Origin of the sequence: Candidatus Tachikawaea gelatinosa (assembly GCF_000828815.1) — a bacterium.
GTDB classification, from domain to species: domain Bacteria; phylum Pseudomonadota; class Gammaproteobacteria; order Enterobacterales; family Enterobacteriaceae; genus Tachikawaea; species Tachikawaea gelatinosa.
The window spans coordinates 57,325-72,960 of sequence record NZ_AP014521.1; the positions used below are offsets into that span (position 1 = coordinate 57,325).

Annotated in this window: 13 protein-coding genes; 11 read left to right on the forward strand and 2 right to left on the reverse strand. The window is 26.9% G+C overall.

Features of this window, described 5'->3' with window-relative positions; all coding sequences use genetic code 11:
* Window positions 1-23: 23 nt before the first annotated feature.
* Window positions 24-2,153, reverse strand: a complete 2,130-nt coding sequence (gene pta / locus TGUWTKB_RS00265) for a phosphate acetyltransferase (protein ID WP_041062328.1) — start codon at window positions 2,151-2,153, stop codon at window positions 24-26.
* A 50-nt stretch (window positions 2,154-2,203) separates the two neighbouring features.
* Complete coding sequence (locus TGUWTKB_RS00270; RefSeq protein ID WP_041062332.1) at window positions 2,204-3,412, reverse strand: acetate kinase; 1,209 nt, start codon at window positions 3,410-3,412, stop codon at window positions 2,204-2,206.
* Between the two features lie 311 nt (window positions 3,413-3,723).
* Between TGUWTKB_RS00270 and ndhC the strand changes: the two genes are divergently transcribed.
* From ndhC to nuoL, 11 genes are all read left to right on the forward strand, one after another.
* Window positions 3,724-4,137: an NADH-quinone oxidoreductase subunit A gene (gene ndhC, locus TGUWTKB_RS00275; protein WP_408605728.1), complete on the forward strand. Its 414-nt coding sequence runs from the start codon at window positions 3,724-3,726 to the stop codon at window positions 4,135-4,137.
* Between the two features lie 16 nt (window positions 4,138-4,153).
* Complete coding sequence (locus TGUWTKB_RS00280) at window positions 4,154-4,828, forward strand: NuoB/complex I 20 kDa subunit family protein (protein WP_041062335.1); 675 nt, start codon at window positions 4,154-4,156, stop codon at window positions 4,826-4,828.
* Window positions 4,829-4,892: 64 nt separating this feature from the next.
* Window positions 4,893-6,668: an NADH-quinone oxidoreductase subunit C/D gene (nuoC, locus tag TGUWTKB_RS00285; protein ID WP_052459510.1), complete on the forward strand. Its 1,776-nt coding sequence runs from the start codon at window positions 4,893-4,895 to the stop codon at window positions 6,666-6,668.
* Between the two features lie 2 nt (window positions 6,669-6,670).
* On the forward strand, window positions 6,671-7,186 hold the full coding sequence (gene nuoE, locus TGUWTKB_RS00290; RefSeq protein WP_041062343.1) for an NADH-quinone oxidoreductase subunit NuoE: 516 nt from the start codon (window positions 6,671-6,673) through the stop codon (window positions 7,184-7,186).
* Window positions 7,187-7,191: 5 nt separating this feature from the next.
* Window positions 7,192-8,487, forward strand: a complete 1,296-nt coding sequence (gene nuoF, locus TGUWTKB_RS00295) for an NADH-quinone oxidoreductase subunit NuoF (protein ID WP_102007740.1) — start codon at window positions 7,192-7,194, stop codon at window positions 8,485-8,487.
* A gap of 132 nt (window positions 8,488-8,619) precedes the next feature.
* The gene (nuoG, locus tag TGUWTKB_RS00300; RefSeq protein ID WP_041063490.1) at window positions 8,620-11,349 is read left to right on the forward strand and encodes an NADH-quinone oxidoreductase subunit NuoG; all 2,730 of its coding nucleotides are present in this window, start codon (window positions 8,620-8,622) and stop codon (window positions 11,347-11,349) included.
* Between the two features lie 5 nt (window positions 11,350-11,354).
* Window positions 11,355-12,329 carry an NADH-quinone oxidoreductase subunit NuoH gene (nuoH, locus tag TGUWTKB_RS00305; RefSeq protein WP_408605740.1) on the forward strand — a complete coding sequence of 325 codons (975 nt, stop codon included), beginning with the start codon at window positions 11,355-11,357 and terminating at the stop codon, window positions 12,327-12,329.
* Between the two features lie 15 nt (window positions 12,330-12,344).
* Window positions 12,345-12,890 (forward strand): NADH-quinone oxidoreductase subunit NuoI, encoded by a 546-nt coding sequence (gene nuoI / locus TGUWTKB_RS00310; protein WP_041062346.1) that lies wholly within the window; start codon window positions 12,345-12,347, stop codon window positions 12,888-12,890.
* An 11-nt stretch (window positions 12,891-12,901) separates the two neighbouring features.
* Window positions 12,902-13,450, forward strand: coding sequence for an NADH-quinone oxidoreductase subunit J (gene nuoJ, locus TGUWTKB_RS00315; RefSeq protein WP_041062349.1), 549 nt, complete (start codon window positions 12,902-12,904; stop codon window positions 13,448-13,450).
* The gene (gene nuoK, locus TGUWTKB_RS00320; RefSeq protein WP_041062353.1) at window positions 13,447-13,749 is read left to right on the forward strand and encodes an NADH-quinone oxidoreductase subunit NuoK; all 303 of its coding nucleotides are present in this window, start codon (window positions 13,447-13,449) and stop codon (window positions 13,747-13,749) included. Before nuoJ ends, nuoK begins: the two co-directional genes overlap by 4 nt.
* Window positions 13,746-15,617, forward strand: a complete 1,872-nt coding sequence (gene nuoL, locus TGUWTKB_RS00325; protein ID WP_041062357.1) for an NADH-quinone oxidoreductase subunit L — start codon at window positions 13,746-13,748, stop codon at window positions 15,615-15,617. Before nuoK ends, nuoL begins: the two co-directional genes overlap by 4 nt.
* Window positions 15,618-15,636 lie beyond the last annotated feature (19 nt).

A 15,636-nucleotide genomic window follows, 5' to 3' on the forward strand; every position in this document is an offset into this window, starting at 1 on the left:
TGATCATATTATTATAAATTATATTATTCTTTTTGAGATTGAATTACAGTTATTGCAACTGTGTAAACAATATCTTCTACAGATGCTCCACGCGATAAATCATTAACTGGTTTATCCATTCCTTGCAAAATAGGTCCAATAGCATCAATTTTTCCGCATCTCTGTACCGCTTTATAAACAGTATTGCCAGTATTTAAATCAGGAAAAATTAATACTGTAGCTTTTCCAGCAACATTTGAATTTGGAGCTTTTATTTTTCCTATCTCTTGAATGGTAGCTGCATCATATTGTAAAGGTCCGTCAATAACTATATTAGGATATTTTAATTTAACTAAATTCGTAGCTTTTCTTACTTTTTCTACGTCAGGACCACTTCCTGAACAATGTGTGGAATAAGAAATCATTGCTATTTTAGGTTGAATACCAAAAGCTTTTGCAGAATTTGCTGATTGAATAGCTATTGTTGCCAATTCTTCATAAGAAGGATTAGTATTAATAGCACAGTCTCCATAGATCATCACTTTTTCAGGAAATAACATAAAAAAAATCGATGATATTAACGAATTGTTATTTTTCGTTTTAATGATTTGTAAAGCAGGACGAAGAGTATTCGCTGTAGTATTAATTGCTCCAGATACTAAACCATCTACCTTTCCAAGCTTTAACATCATAGTTCCTAAAATAACGTTATCTTTTAATAATTTTTTTGCTATAGAATTTGTCATTCCTTTTTTTTGACGATATTTAACTAATGATGAAATATATTCTTCTCTTATAAAAGACGGGTTAATAATTTTAACGTCTTTATTTAAAGATAACTTCATTGTTTTTGCAATTAAATAAATTTCTTTAGGACATCCAAGTAAAATACAAGTTGCAATTTTCTTATCAGCACAAATAGATGCTGCTTTTATAGTACGAGGCTCTGTGCCTTCTGGTAAAACAATTACTTTTTTTGTTTTCTTTGCTAGAGAAGTTATTAAATACTTAAAAGAAGAAGGTGAAAATTTTTCTTTTTTTATTGAATTATTTTTTAGTGAACGAATCCAATTTTGATTAATATTTTTTCCAATATATTTTTGTATTATTTTGATACGAAAAATATCATCTTCATAAACGTGAAATTGATATTTTTTTAAAATAAGTAACGTTTCTATTATATTTAGATTTGTTTTTAAGATAGGTAAACTAGTTTTAAAAATCGATGCAAAAATCTTTTTTTTATTATAATTTATATTTTTATTCCCAATAAGAAGGACTCCGCTGATTTTAACTCCTTCTATTATAGCCAAAAATACAGCAGTAAATATATCTTCTCTATGACTTGGAATCATTAACAGTATTTCATCAGAAACAATTTTTTTTAAAATATTAAGGGCATTATCAGTACATAATACAACCGATTTCACACGAAATTTTTGAATATTACCGTAATTAATAATTTTTGCTTTTAAACTACGACAAATATCAATAGTACGCATAATAGATGAACAGGAATAAAAAGGAATGCATCCTATAACAGATTTCATGTGTTTTATCTTTATTTCATCTTTTTCAAAAAGGTAAGTATTTTTATAGTGCCTACTATTTTTTTGCTTAATAAAATCTTCCAAAGAATCATAAAATAATTTTTTATAACTATTTTGAAACGGTGAATTTTGTAAAAATATTATTTGAGAAAAACTTATTTTTTTATATGATAATTCTTGAATAGCTTGATTTGCATCATTTAAGCAAAAGTTTTTTAAAAAAAATATAGGTAAAATTTCTGCATTTAAAGAAACAGCAATTTTGTAATTTAAATCTAAAATAGATAAATCGTCAGACTTTTCAGTGAATCCTTCAATGAAGGTAATGTTTTTTGTTTTTTTATTTTGTTCATAATACTCTAAAACTTTTTCTATTAATTCATTTTCTTTTTTATCTTTCAATAATATTTGAGCAGATCTCATTGATAAAGCATTTTTTATAAAAAAAATTTTCTTTTTACTAATTTCTTCTGAATAAATTTTATTTAAATTTGAACGTCCAATAGGTTTAAAAATATTAAATGGTATTTCATGTTTTTTTATTATATAAGTTAAACCTAAAATAACATTAAAAAATTGATCTTCTATATCATTAATAGGAATAATCATTATTTTTCGTGACACAGAATTTAATCTCCCTCTAAAGATTATGAAATAACTTACAGCATAAAAATTTATATTTTATTAATCAAACTAATAGTATCTTTTGCTATCATTAACTCTTCGTTGGTAGGAATAATTAAAATAGGTCTTGTATTAATAGTATTAATACTACCAGATTTTCCATGTTTTATAATAGAATTTAGAACGTTATCTATGTTAAAGTTTAATAAAGATAATTTTTCGATGGTTAATTGTCTAATTAAAGATGAATTTTCACCTATTCCACCAGTAAAAATCAAACCGTCTAAATGATTGTTCATTAAGGGTATATATGAAGCAATATATTTAGATAAACGATGACAAAAAACGTTAATAGCACGTTGAGACGCAATATCTTTTTTGTAGTTTTTTTCTATATATCGACAGTCACTAGTAATTTCACTTAAACCGAATAATCCTGATTTTTTGGTTAATAGTTCCTTTATATCATCTATTTTCATATTTAATTGATTATATAGAAAAAAAATGATTGCTGGATCAATATCTCCACTTCTTGTTCCCATTACTAAACCTTCCAAAGAGGTAAATCCCATAGAAGTATCAACACATTTACCGTTACAAATAGCAGCAATTGAACAACCGTTACCTAGATGACATGTGATAATATTTAAATTTTTTAATGATTTATTTAAAATACTTGCTGCTTGATATGTAACATATTGATGACTAATTCCATGTGCTCCGTATCTTCTAATACCATGTTTCTTATATAGTTTATAAGGCAGAGCATATAAAAAAGAATGTTCTGGAATAGTTTGATGAAAAGCTGTATCAAAAACAGCGATATTTCTTTGAGAAAGTTGAGGAAAATTCTTAATTGCAGATTTGATTCCGATTAGATGTGCAGGGTTATGTAAAGGCGCTAAATGAATAGATTCTTTAATTGTTTCTATAACTTTTTTTGTAATAACAGTGGAATGTGTTATTTTTTCACCACCATGTACAACACGATGACCAATTGCAATTATATTTTTATAAATTTTTAAATTATTTTTTAAAATTGTATTAATAATCACATCCATAACTTCAATATGCGTTGCTTTATGTTTAAAAAATATTTTTTTCTCTATATTATTACTATGCCATTTAATCTGTGCTTCTTGCAAATATAAACATTCCGCTAAACCCCATAATATTTTTTCTTCATTTTCAATATTAAATATAGCAAATTTTATAGAGGAACTACCGCAATTTAAAACTAATGTATATTTATTTATCATAAAATAAAATCTCGTTATTAACATATTAAAAACATAAGAGTATAAATTAAATTTAAAAAAAAAATTATAAAATATACAATAATTTTGTTGTATTTGAATAAAATATGTTTAAATAAAAATTTATAACAAATTTTTCATAAAAATTATATGAATTGTAAAAATTATAAACAAGATCAAAAGTTGACAAATCAGAAATTAGAGAGTTAAATCACTATACTAAATTTTTTAAACATCTAATATCTTCTTTATTACATATATCTATTATAAAATATTTATGTATTTAGAATTTTAAAAATTGTATGGAATAAAAAGTGTTAAATAAGTATTTTACATTAATAAATATAGAGTATTTACGATTTATTATATACGTATTTGTTATTGTTTTTTTTTGCGCAATGATGCTTATAGGGGGGTGGTTATTAGGGGGTCGTTCTGACTCTCGTTATAAAAATACGCCGTTTGAATCAGGAATTAATCCAATAGGATCAACATATCGTGAATTTTCAACAAAATTTTATTTAATCGCAATATTTTTTGTTATATTTGATATAGAAGCTATTTTTTTATACTCTTGGGCAATTTCAATAAGAGAAACTAGTTGGACCGGATTCTTTGAAGCTACTATTTTTATTTTTATACTATTAACTAGTTTATTCTATTTAATTCGTATTGATGCTTTAAACTGGTTATCTAAAAATAAGAATAAAGTCAACTTAAATAAATAAATTAAAGGAGTTCTATATGGATTATACGCTGATTCAAACAGACTATAATAATAAAAAAAAATATCCTTTACAGGATAAAAAAACTGTTGATGATCCTTTAAATTCTATAGAATCACATGGTATTTTTTTAGGAACAGTAAAAAAAAAATTAAATAGTCTTATAAATTGGGGGCGCAAAAATTCTCTTTGGCCTTATAATTTTGGTTTATCTTGCTGTTATGTAGAAATGACTACAGCATTTACTTCTGTACATGATATAGCGAGATTTGGATCTGAAGTATTACGTGCATCACCTCGACAAGCAGATTTTATGGTTGTAGCTGGAACTCCATTTATAAAAATGGTGCCTATAATTCAAAGATTATATGACCAAATGCTTGATCCAAAATGGGTTATTTCTATGGGATCATGTGCTAATTCTGGAGGAATGTATGATATTTATTCTGTAGTACAAGGGGTGGATAAATTTTTGCCTGTTGATATATATATTACCGGATGTCCTCCTAGACCTGAAGCATATATACAAGGTTTAATGTTACTTCAAGAATCTATACAAAATGAACGTAGGCCGTTATCGTGGGTAGTAGATAATAAAGGTAGTTATTACCGTGCTAATCTTAAATCAAAACGTATAGAAAAACGTAATGAACATATTGCAGTACGAAATTTACGTAGTCCTGATACAATTTAATTTTATGAAGATTAATCAATAATTTTAATTTATCAACAGCAACGTTATTAAGAATTCTTCTAAAATGAAAAAAAATATTTCAAGTATAACACATATTAAAAATAAACAAATAATCAAGGAATTAACTCAAAAGTTTGGTAATAGTATTTTTACTATTCAAGAAACTTATATTGAATCACTTGTTTTATGGATTCGTAGAAAAGATTTATTATCTGTTCTAAGTTTCTTAAAAAAAACTGATAAACCATATATTATGTTGTATGATTTACACGGAATAGATGAACGTTTACGCTCTAATTGTCATAATATTCCTTTTATGGATTTCACAGTTTTTTATCATTTATTATCTATTGAACGTAATCATGATATTGTACTAAAAGTAGCTTTATTATCAAATAATTTACATATACCAACTGTTACTAAAATTTGGCCTAATGCTAACTGGTATGAAAGAGAAACTTGGGAAATGTTTGGAATAACATTTGATGATCATCCCAACTTAACACGTATAATGATGCCTATAGATTGGATAGGACATCCTTTGCGCAAAGATTACCCTGCTAGAGCAACAGAATTTAATGCTTTTTCTTTAACAAAAGAAAAAGAAGATAGTAGTATGAGTAACCTTACTATGATTCAAAAAAAATGGGAAACAAAAAATAAAAAAGATAATGAAAAATTTATGTTTCTTAATTTTGGTCCTAACCATCCTTCAGCGCATGGTGCTTTTCGTATCATTTTAAAATTAGATGGAGAGGAAATTGTTGATTGTATTCCAGATATTGGATACCATCATCGAGGAGCTGAAAAAATGGCAGAACGTCAATCTTGGCATAGTTATATTCCTTATACTGATCGTGTGGAATATTTAGGTGGATGTGTAAATGAGATGCCTTATATTTTAGCGATAGAAAAATTAGCAGGAATTATAGTGTCAGATCGCGTGCAATTTATTCGTGTAATGCTCTCAGAATTATTTCGTATAAATAGTCATTTACTTTATATTTCTACTTTTATTCAAGATGTCGGAGCAATGACACCAGTTTTTTTAGCTTTTACCGATCGTCAAAAAATTTATGACATTATTGAGGCAATAACAGGTTTTCGTATGCATCCTGCATGGTTTCGTATTGGTGGTTTAGCGCACGATTTGCCAAAAGGATGGGAAAAATTACTAGATGAATTTTTAAAATGGATGCCAAAACGTTTAAAAGAATATAATAACGTTGCTTTAAAAAATAGTATTTTGATAAAACGTTCTAAAGGAATTGCTACATATAACTTTAAAGAAGCCCTAGAATGGGGCGTTACTGGATCAGGACTACGTGCCACTGGTATAAATTTTGATGTAAGAAAATGGCGTCCTTATTCAGGATATGAAAAATTTGATTTTGAGATCCCAATTGGAAACGGAATTAGTGATGCTTATACACGTGTTATACTAAAAATGGAAGAAATTTATGAATCTTTAAAAATTCTTGATCAATGTTTAAAAAAAATGCCTGAAGGATCTTTTAAAGCTGATCATCCTTTAACTACTCCTCCAAAAAAAGAAAAAACTTTAAAAGATATAGAAACCTTAATTACTCATTTTTTAAACGTTTCTTGGGGTCCAGTTATACCTGCCAATGAATCATTCCAAATGATTGAAGCTACTAAAGGTATTAATAGTTATTATATTATCAGTGATGGAGGAACGATGAGCTACCGTACAAGAATTCGTACTCCTAGTTTTGCACATCTTCAACAGATTCCTTCTGTAATTTGTGGTAGTTTAATTTCAGACTTAGTAGTTTATTTAGGTAGTATTGATTTTGTAATGTCGGATGTGGATCGTTGATTATGTCTAATAAAAAAATTCCTATATATGTTTTTAACAACAATGAATCAAAAATTGTATTAAGTGATGAAGAAATTTATGCCATTGAAACTGAAAAAAAAAAATATGCTCATGCACGTGCTGTAGTTATTGAAGCACTAAAAATTGTTCAAAAAAAACGTGGTTGGATATCAGATCAAGCAATTTTCGCTATATCAAAAATATTAAAAATTTCAATAAGCGATATTGAAGGAATTGCAACATTTTACAGTCAAATTTTTCGTCAACCAGTAGGAAAACACATTATTCGATATTGCGATAGCGTTGTTTGTTATATTAACGGATATGAGTCGATTGTAAAAGAAATAACAAAAATTTTAAAAATACAACCTGGTGAAACAACGGAAGATGGTATTTTTACACTATTACCTGTATGTTGTTTAGGGAATTGTGATAAAAGTCCAACTTTAATGATCAATAATAAAACTTATAACTGCGTAAAATCAAATCAAATACAGTTTTTATTAGAGAAATATTAATGAAGATCAACAATATCATTCGAAATATAGAAACTCATCCTTTAACTTGGCGTTTAAGAAAAGATAAAAAACCAGTGTGGTTTGATGAATATACAAAAAAAGAAGGTTATTCCGGATTTAAAAAAGCACTAAAAAATTTCAGTTCGGAAGAAATTATTAAGTTAATTATTAAATCAAAGTTAAGAGGTCGAGGCGGAGCTGGGTTCTATACTGGATTAAAATGGAGTTTAATTCCTAAAAAAAAAAAAAATACAGATATAATTTATCTTTTATGTAATGCAGATGAAATGGAACCAGGAACCTATAAAGATCGTTTATTAATGGAACAAATGCCTCATCAACTAATAGAAGGAATGATGATTTCTGCATTTGCTATACAAGCAAACATTGGTTATATATTTTTACGAGGAGAATATATAAAAGCTGAACAATCTCTTCGACGTGCAATAATAGAAGCAAAAGAACAAAAACTTTTAGGACAAAACATTTTAAACACCACGTTTGATTTTGAAATATTTATACATACTGGTGCAGGTCGTTATATTTGCGGAGAAGAAACTGCTTTAATTAATTCGTTAGAAGGACGGCGTCCTAACCCACGCTCTAAACCGCCCTTTCCTGCAGAAGTGGGGTTATGGGGTAAACCGACATGTGTTAATAATGTTGAAACGTTATCGAACATTCCTGCTATTTTAAATAATGGAGTTCAATGGTATTTGAACTTATCGAAGAAAAGTAACGACACTGGAACAAAGATGATGGGATTTTGTGGAAAAGTTAATCAACCGGGTGTTTGGGAATTACCTTTTGGGATTACTGCAAGAGAAATTTTAGAAAATTATGCTAACGGTATGTGTAAAAATCATTCCTTAAAAGCCTGGCAACCAGGCGGAGCTGGAACGGATTTTTTATTAGAAAAACATCTTGATATAAAAATGGATTTTTATAGCATTGCTAGTGCTGGTAGTCGTTTAGGTACCGGAATTTCTATAGCTATTGATAATAAAACTAGCATTGTTTCGGTAGTAAGGAATTTAGAAGAATTTTTTGCACGAGAATCTTGTGGATTATGTACTCCTTGTCGTGATGGATTACCTTGGATTGTTCAAATTTTATGTAGTATTGAAAAGAGCAAAGGATTATCAAAAGATATTAAAATTTTGAAGAATCTTTGTTATCAGTTAGGTCCTGGGAAATCTTTTTGTGCTCACGCACCTGGGGCAATTGAACCTTTACAAAGTGCATTAAAATTCTTCCCAGAAGAATTTGAAAAAGGAATTATAAAGTTTATTGAAAAATAACAATTTTATTAGGACGATAAACAATATACATAAAATAAAAAATATAGTGTTGCATTAATATTTGATTTTAAAAGTCGTTAAACATGCTATTTAATTTTTTTACTTACAAATCTTATGGAAAAATTATTTGATATGATCATTATTCATATAGATGGAAAGAAATATACAATTAAAAAAACGAATAATTTGTTGAATACTTGTTTGTCATTAGGAATAGATATTCCTTATTTTTGTTGGCATCCAGCTTTAGGAAGCTTGGGTGCTTGTCGTTTATGCGCAATAAAAGTTTATCAAAACAAAGAAGATAAAATTGGAAAAATTGCGATGTCTTGCATGACATCTGCTGTTGATAACATGCATATTTCTATAGAAAATGCAGAAATAAAAAAATTTAGAAAAAATATAATAGAATTAATGATGATAAATCATCCTCATGATTGTCCTGTTTGTGAGGAAGGGGGAAGTTGTCATTTACAAGATATGACTGTAATGACTGGACATAATTATCGTCGTTATCGTTTTAAAAAACGTACTTTTTATAATCAAAATCTTGGTCCTTTTATTTCTCATGAAATGAATCGCTGTATTACTTGTTACCGTTGTGTAAGATTTTATCAAAATTATGCAGACGGAAAAGATTTTGGTGTATATGGAGTGCATAATAATATATATTTTGGTCGTTTTTCAAATGGAACGTTAAATAATGAGTTTTCAGGTAATTTGATAGACGTTTGTCCAACTGGAGTTTTTACTGATAAACTTCAATCTAAAAATTATACAAGAAAATGGGATATACAATTTTCTCCAAGTATTTGTCAACAATGTTGCGTTGGATGTAATATTAGTGTAGGAGAAAGTAATGGAAAAATTATTCGTATTGATAATCGTTATAATGAAGCGATAAATTATTACTTTATTTGTGACAGAGGACGTTTTGGATATGGTTATGTGAATCGAAAAGATAGACCTCGTTATCCATATGTAAAAAATAATGATGACTTTATAAGAATTAATACTAACGAATCTATAATGCTTGCAGTAGACATCATTAAAAGTTCAAAAAATATAATTGGTATAGGATCGCCAAGAGCTAGCATAGAAAGCAATTTTGCTTTACAAAATTTTGTTGGAAAAAAAAATTTTTATACAGGAATATCTTTTCTTGAACAACAAAAATTAAATTTAATAATAAAAATATTGCGTGAAGGAGGTTTTTATATTCCTTCTGTGCATGAAATTGAAAGTTATGATGCAATATTAATTTTGGGTGAAGATATAACTCAAATCGCTGCTCGTATTGCCTTATCAATTCGTCAAGCAGTAAAAGAAAAAATGTATAATTTATCTGCATTAAAAGGTATTGAGAAATGGCAATCAGAAGCAATTTTAAATTATGCAAAAAATAAAAAATATCCACTTTTTATTACAAGTGTTGATAAAACTTCATTAGACGATATTTCAATGTTTAATTATTATGCTCCTATTAATGATCAAGCACGTTTTGGTTTTTCTATTGCTCATTTTATTAATAATGATGCACCAAAAGTGGATAATTTAAGTGTAGATATCGAAAAAAAAACTAAAGAAATTGCTAAAATTTTAAATGAATCAAAAAAACCTTTAATTATATCAGGTAGTAACTCTGGAAATTTGTCTCTTATAGAATGTAGTGCAAATATTGCAAAATCACTAAAAAAAAATAAAAAAGATGTAGGTATCGTTTTATTAGTACCAGAAGTTAATAGTATTGGTGTAGGATTAATAGAAGGTAACCCTCTTGAAAAAATTCATAATCAATTAAAAGAAGAACATAACAACGTTATTATCATTCTCGAAAACGATATATGTCGTTCTCTTTCTAAAAATAAAAGAGATTTAATTTTTAAAAAAAATAATAAAATTATTGTTCTTGATCATCAATTAACTAAAACAACAAAAAAAGCAAAATTGTTATTATCATCAACTAGTTTTGTAGAAAGTGATGGTACTTTAATAAATTATGAAGGAAGAGCTCAACGATTTTTTAAAACTTATGACCATAATTACTACAATAATAATGATACAATTTTATTTGAAAGTTGGCGGTGGATTAATTATATAAGCATGAAAATTAATAATAAATCTGTTCAATGGAAAAATTTAGATGATATTATTAAATGTATAGAAAAATCTGTTGTTAATTTGAAAGGTATTAAAAAAGCTTCTCCAAAATCTACATTCAGAATTCATGGTCAAAAAATAGCACGGTTAACAAATCGTTCTAGCGGAAGAACTGCAATTAATGCAAAAAATAATGTACATGAAACACGACAACCTCAAGATAAGGATACTATATTTACGTTTTCAATGGAAGGAAATAGTCAACCTAATCATTTAAATTCAGAGATTCCTTTTGTTTGGAGCCCAGGATGGAATTCTGTTCAAGCTTTAAATAAATTTCAAAAAGAAGTAGGAAGACAATTATTAGCTGGTAACCCAGGACATTTATTATTTCGTTTTATAAAAAATAATTCATTAAAATGGTTTGATCATATTCCTTCTACTTTTATTAAAAATGAAAACAGCTGGATTGTAGTACCTTACTATCAACTATTTGGTAGCGAAGAATTATCACAATTATCAAAAGATTTTCAAAAAAGAATACCTACTGCACAAATAACAATGAATCCAATGGATGTATATAATCTAGGTTTGGATAAAGGTGGTAATTTTGCTTTTTTATATGATGAAGAAAAATGGATTTTTCCAATAAGTTTTTCAAAAATCCTGAATCCAGGACAAGTTGGTTTACCAATAGGTATGTCAGGTGTTCCAATATTTTTATTAGGAGCTAATATAAAACAACTCAAGGAGATAAGATGAGTAAAATAGGTTATTTTTGCGCTTATATTTATCCTTTTTTATCAGAAATAATTAAAATTGTTTCTGTCTTTTTAGTTCTTCTTATTTCTAGTGCTTTTATGAGTGTTTTTGAACGTCGTATGCTTGGATTGTTTCAAAATAGATATGGACCAGATCAGGTAGGTTGGCAAGGATCCTTACAATTATTTGCTGATATGATAAAAATGTTATTTAAAGAAGATTGGATTCCTTCTTTTTCTAATAAAATAATTTTTTTAATTGCTCCTATTTTTTCTTTTTTGCTTCCATTTTTAATATTTGTTATTGTACCTGTTGCTCCTAATTATTATATTATTAATTTAGATAACGGTTTGTTATTTTTTCTTATGATTGCAGGATTATCTGTTTATCCGATTATGCTTGCAGGTTGGGCTAGCAATAATAAATATTCTCTGCTTGGAGCAATACGTGCTTCAGCACAAGTTTTAAGTTATGAAGTTTTTTTAGGTTTATCATTAATGGGCATCGTTGCACAAACAGGTTCTTTTAATATAAACGATATTGTAGAGCATCAAAAATTTATTTGGAATATTATCCCTCAGTTTTTTGGATTTATTGTTTTTATTATTGCTAGTTTAGGAATTTGTCATCGTCATCCATTAGATCAACCTGAAAGTGAGCAAGAATTAGCTGATGGTTATCATATTGAATATTCTGGTATGAAATTTGGTTTATTTTTTATTGGTGAATATACAGCAATGATTGCCATTTCTAGTATAATTGCAACCTTATTTTTTGGTGGATGGCAAGGTCCTTTCTTTCCACCATTTTTGTGGTTTTTTTTAAAAACTATCTTCTTTATTGTAATTTTTATTCTTATTAGAGCTTCTCTGCCAAGACCACGTTATGATCAAGTAATGTTGTTTGGGTGGCAAATATGTTTGCCATTAACGTTATTAAATTTAATTTTTACTGCTGCAGTAGTGTTGTACAAAATATAAGAAGGACGAACTATTATGGGTTTATTAAAAAAGACCGTATTTGGAATTTTTACACAAATTCGTAGCATTTTCATAATTTTTATGAATATTTTTAGTAAACGTGAAACAAAAAGATATCCAAAAGAACCAGTTTATTTATCTCCTCGTTATAGAGGTCGTGTAGTTTTAACAAGAGATCCTGATGGTTTAGAACGTTGTGTTGCTTGTGGATTGTGTGCAGTTTCTTGTCCGGTTTCTTGTATTTCACTTAAAAAATCAGAGAAAAAAGATGGACGTTGGTATGCAAAATATTTTCGTATAAATTTTTCTCGTTGTATTTTTTGTGGTATGTGCGAAGAAGCTTGTCCTACTATGGCTATTCAATTGATTCCAGATTTTGAATTATCTGAATTTCGACGTCAAGATTTAGTATATGAAAAAGAAGATTTAATAATTTCTGGTCCTGGAAAATATCCAGAGTATAATTTTTATCGTTTTACTGGAAAAAAAATAAAAAACAAAGATAAAGGAGAAGCTAACAATGAAGAAAAACCAATTGATTTAAAAACTTTGTTACCATAGAGATATATAAAATGACATTTTTCTTTTATTTTTTTGCAATAATAGCAGTATTAAGTACAATATTAACAGTAATCAGTGTAAATCCAATTTATATGCTATTGTATTTTATTATTTCTTTATTTTCAATATCAGGAATTTTTTTTTCTTTAGGTAATAATTTTGCAGGATCTATGGAAATTATTATTTATGCTGGTGCAATTATGGTGTTATTTATTTTTGTTATTATGTTGTTAAACTTAGGACCTTTATTAGAAAAACAAGAAAAAAGTTTTTTAAAACCTCAAATTTTTATATATTCTATAGGAATATCTTTGCTATTGTTTTTATTAATTACGTATCAATTAGCAAGTATTAAAAATTATGTATTAGATAAAAACTTAATAAAATCTCAAGAAATAGGAATAAATTTGTTTAGCCATTATCTATTAATGGTAGAATTGATCTCATTTTTATTATTATCTAGTTTAATTGTTACTTTTCATGTTGGACGAGAAAATTATTTTCTGAAAGATGAAAGAAATAATAGCAGTAAAAAAACAATAAAGGAGATAAATAAATGATTCCAATACAACACTGTATAATTATATCTACTTTACTTTTTTTAATCGGACTAACATCATTAATATTAAGAAAAAATTTATTTTTTATATTAGTAGGAATAGAGATAATGATAAATGCTGCTGCTTTATTTTTTATACTTTCAGGAAATTTTTGGAAACAAGTAGATGGACAAATTATGTATTTACTTACTATTAGTTTTGCAGCAGCAGAAGCTAGCATTGGTTTAGCTTTTTTAATTCAAATGCATCGTCGCTTTAAAACTTTAAACATAGATGATATATGTGAGATGCATCGATGAACTATCTTTATTTGACTATATTAATTCCATTAATTGGATTTTGTTTATTAGCGTTTTCTTTAGGATCATGGTCTAAAAAGATTTGTACACTTATTGGAGTTGGATCCATTGCTTTATCTGCTTTAGTTGCAGTTTATGTCGCTTTTGATTTTTCTAGAAAAAATACAATAGTATTTAATCAATTTCTTTGGGATTGGATAAAATTAGATAATTTTAATATAAAAATAAGTTTTATGATTGATTCCATATCATTAACAATGTTATCTATGATAACAGGTGTAGGATTGTTAATACATATATTTGCATCATGGTATATGTATAATAAGGAAGGATATTCAAGATTTTTTGCGTATACTAATCTATTCATGGCTAGTATGCTAATATTAATATTAGCAGATAATTTAATGTTAATGTATCTTGGTTGGGAATTGGTAGGAGTATGTTCATACTTATTAATTGGATTTTATTATCAAAACTTAAATAATTGTTATGCAGCAATGAAAGCATTTATTATAACAAGAATAGGAGATATTTTTTTAGCTATTGGTTTATTTATTTTTTATCGTGAATTTGCTACTTTAAATTTTCAAGAAATAAAATCGTTAGTTCCATTACAATTTTTAGTTGGAAGTTCTATATTAACTGTTGCTACTTTAATGTTATTAATAGGTTCAATTGGTAAATCTGCACAATTTCCTATGCAAAATTGGTTACCAGATGCAATGGCTGGTCCTACTCCGGTATCTGCTCTTATCCATGCAGCAACTATGGTAACTGCAGGAGTTTATTTAATTACTCGTACATATTTTGTATTTTTAATAACCCCTACAACATTACTTATTATTCAAATAGTTGGCGTTATCACTTTATTATTAGGTGGTATATCTGCATTGTTTCAAACTAATATTAAACGTATTCTTGCATATTCTACGATTAGTCAAATTGGTTACATGTTTTTAGCTTTAGGTGTTGAAGCATGGGATGCAGCTATGTATCATTTATTGACTCATGCTTTTTTTAAAGCACTTTTATTTTTATCTGCAGGTTCAATAGTAAATACATGTAATCATGAACAAAATATTTTTAAAATGGGAGGTTTAAAAAATAAGATACCATTAGTTTATTTTTGTTTTTTAATAGGAGGATTTTCTTTATCAGGATTGCCACTAATTACTGCTAGTTTTTACAGTAAAGATGAAATATTACTAGGAGTATTTACTCATGGTCATCTAAAATTAATGATTGCTGGGTTGATAGGAACAATTTTGAGTTCTTTATATATATTTAGGACAATTTTTGTTGTCTTTCATGGAAAACTTAATAAAAAAAATATTTATTCTGATGTTGTAAATAATACAATAAATCATAATCTTCCTTTAGTGATTTTAACAATTTTATCTACATATTTAGGAACTTTTGTCATTCCTTCTTTTTCAAAATTTTTTTCTATAATAGAAAAAAACAATGTAGAACAAAAATTTTTAATACAATTTTTATCAAGTGTATGTAGCTTATCAGGTTTTTTAATTGCTATTTTTTTTTGGTTAATAAAAAAAGATTTTTTAAAAAAAATTAAAGAAAAACGTTTTTTTTTAATGCTGAATTCTTATTTATATAATGGTTTTGGATTCGATTATTTATATAATAAAATATTTGTTCAATCTTATTTAAGATTTTCTAATTTTTTAAGAAATGATCCATTTATTGTTTTTTTTGATTTTCTTACTATTTGTTTTAAAAAAACTAGTAATGTTTTGTTAAAAAGTATAAATGGAATGTTACGCTGGTATATAGCATCAATAGGATTAGGTGCGAGTTTTACTATTTTTTTAATTCTTTTTTTAAAGCAATCAAAAATAGTTTTATAAAAAATAATTTCTAATTTTG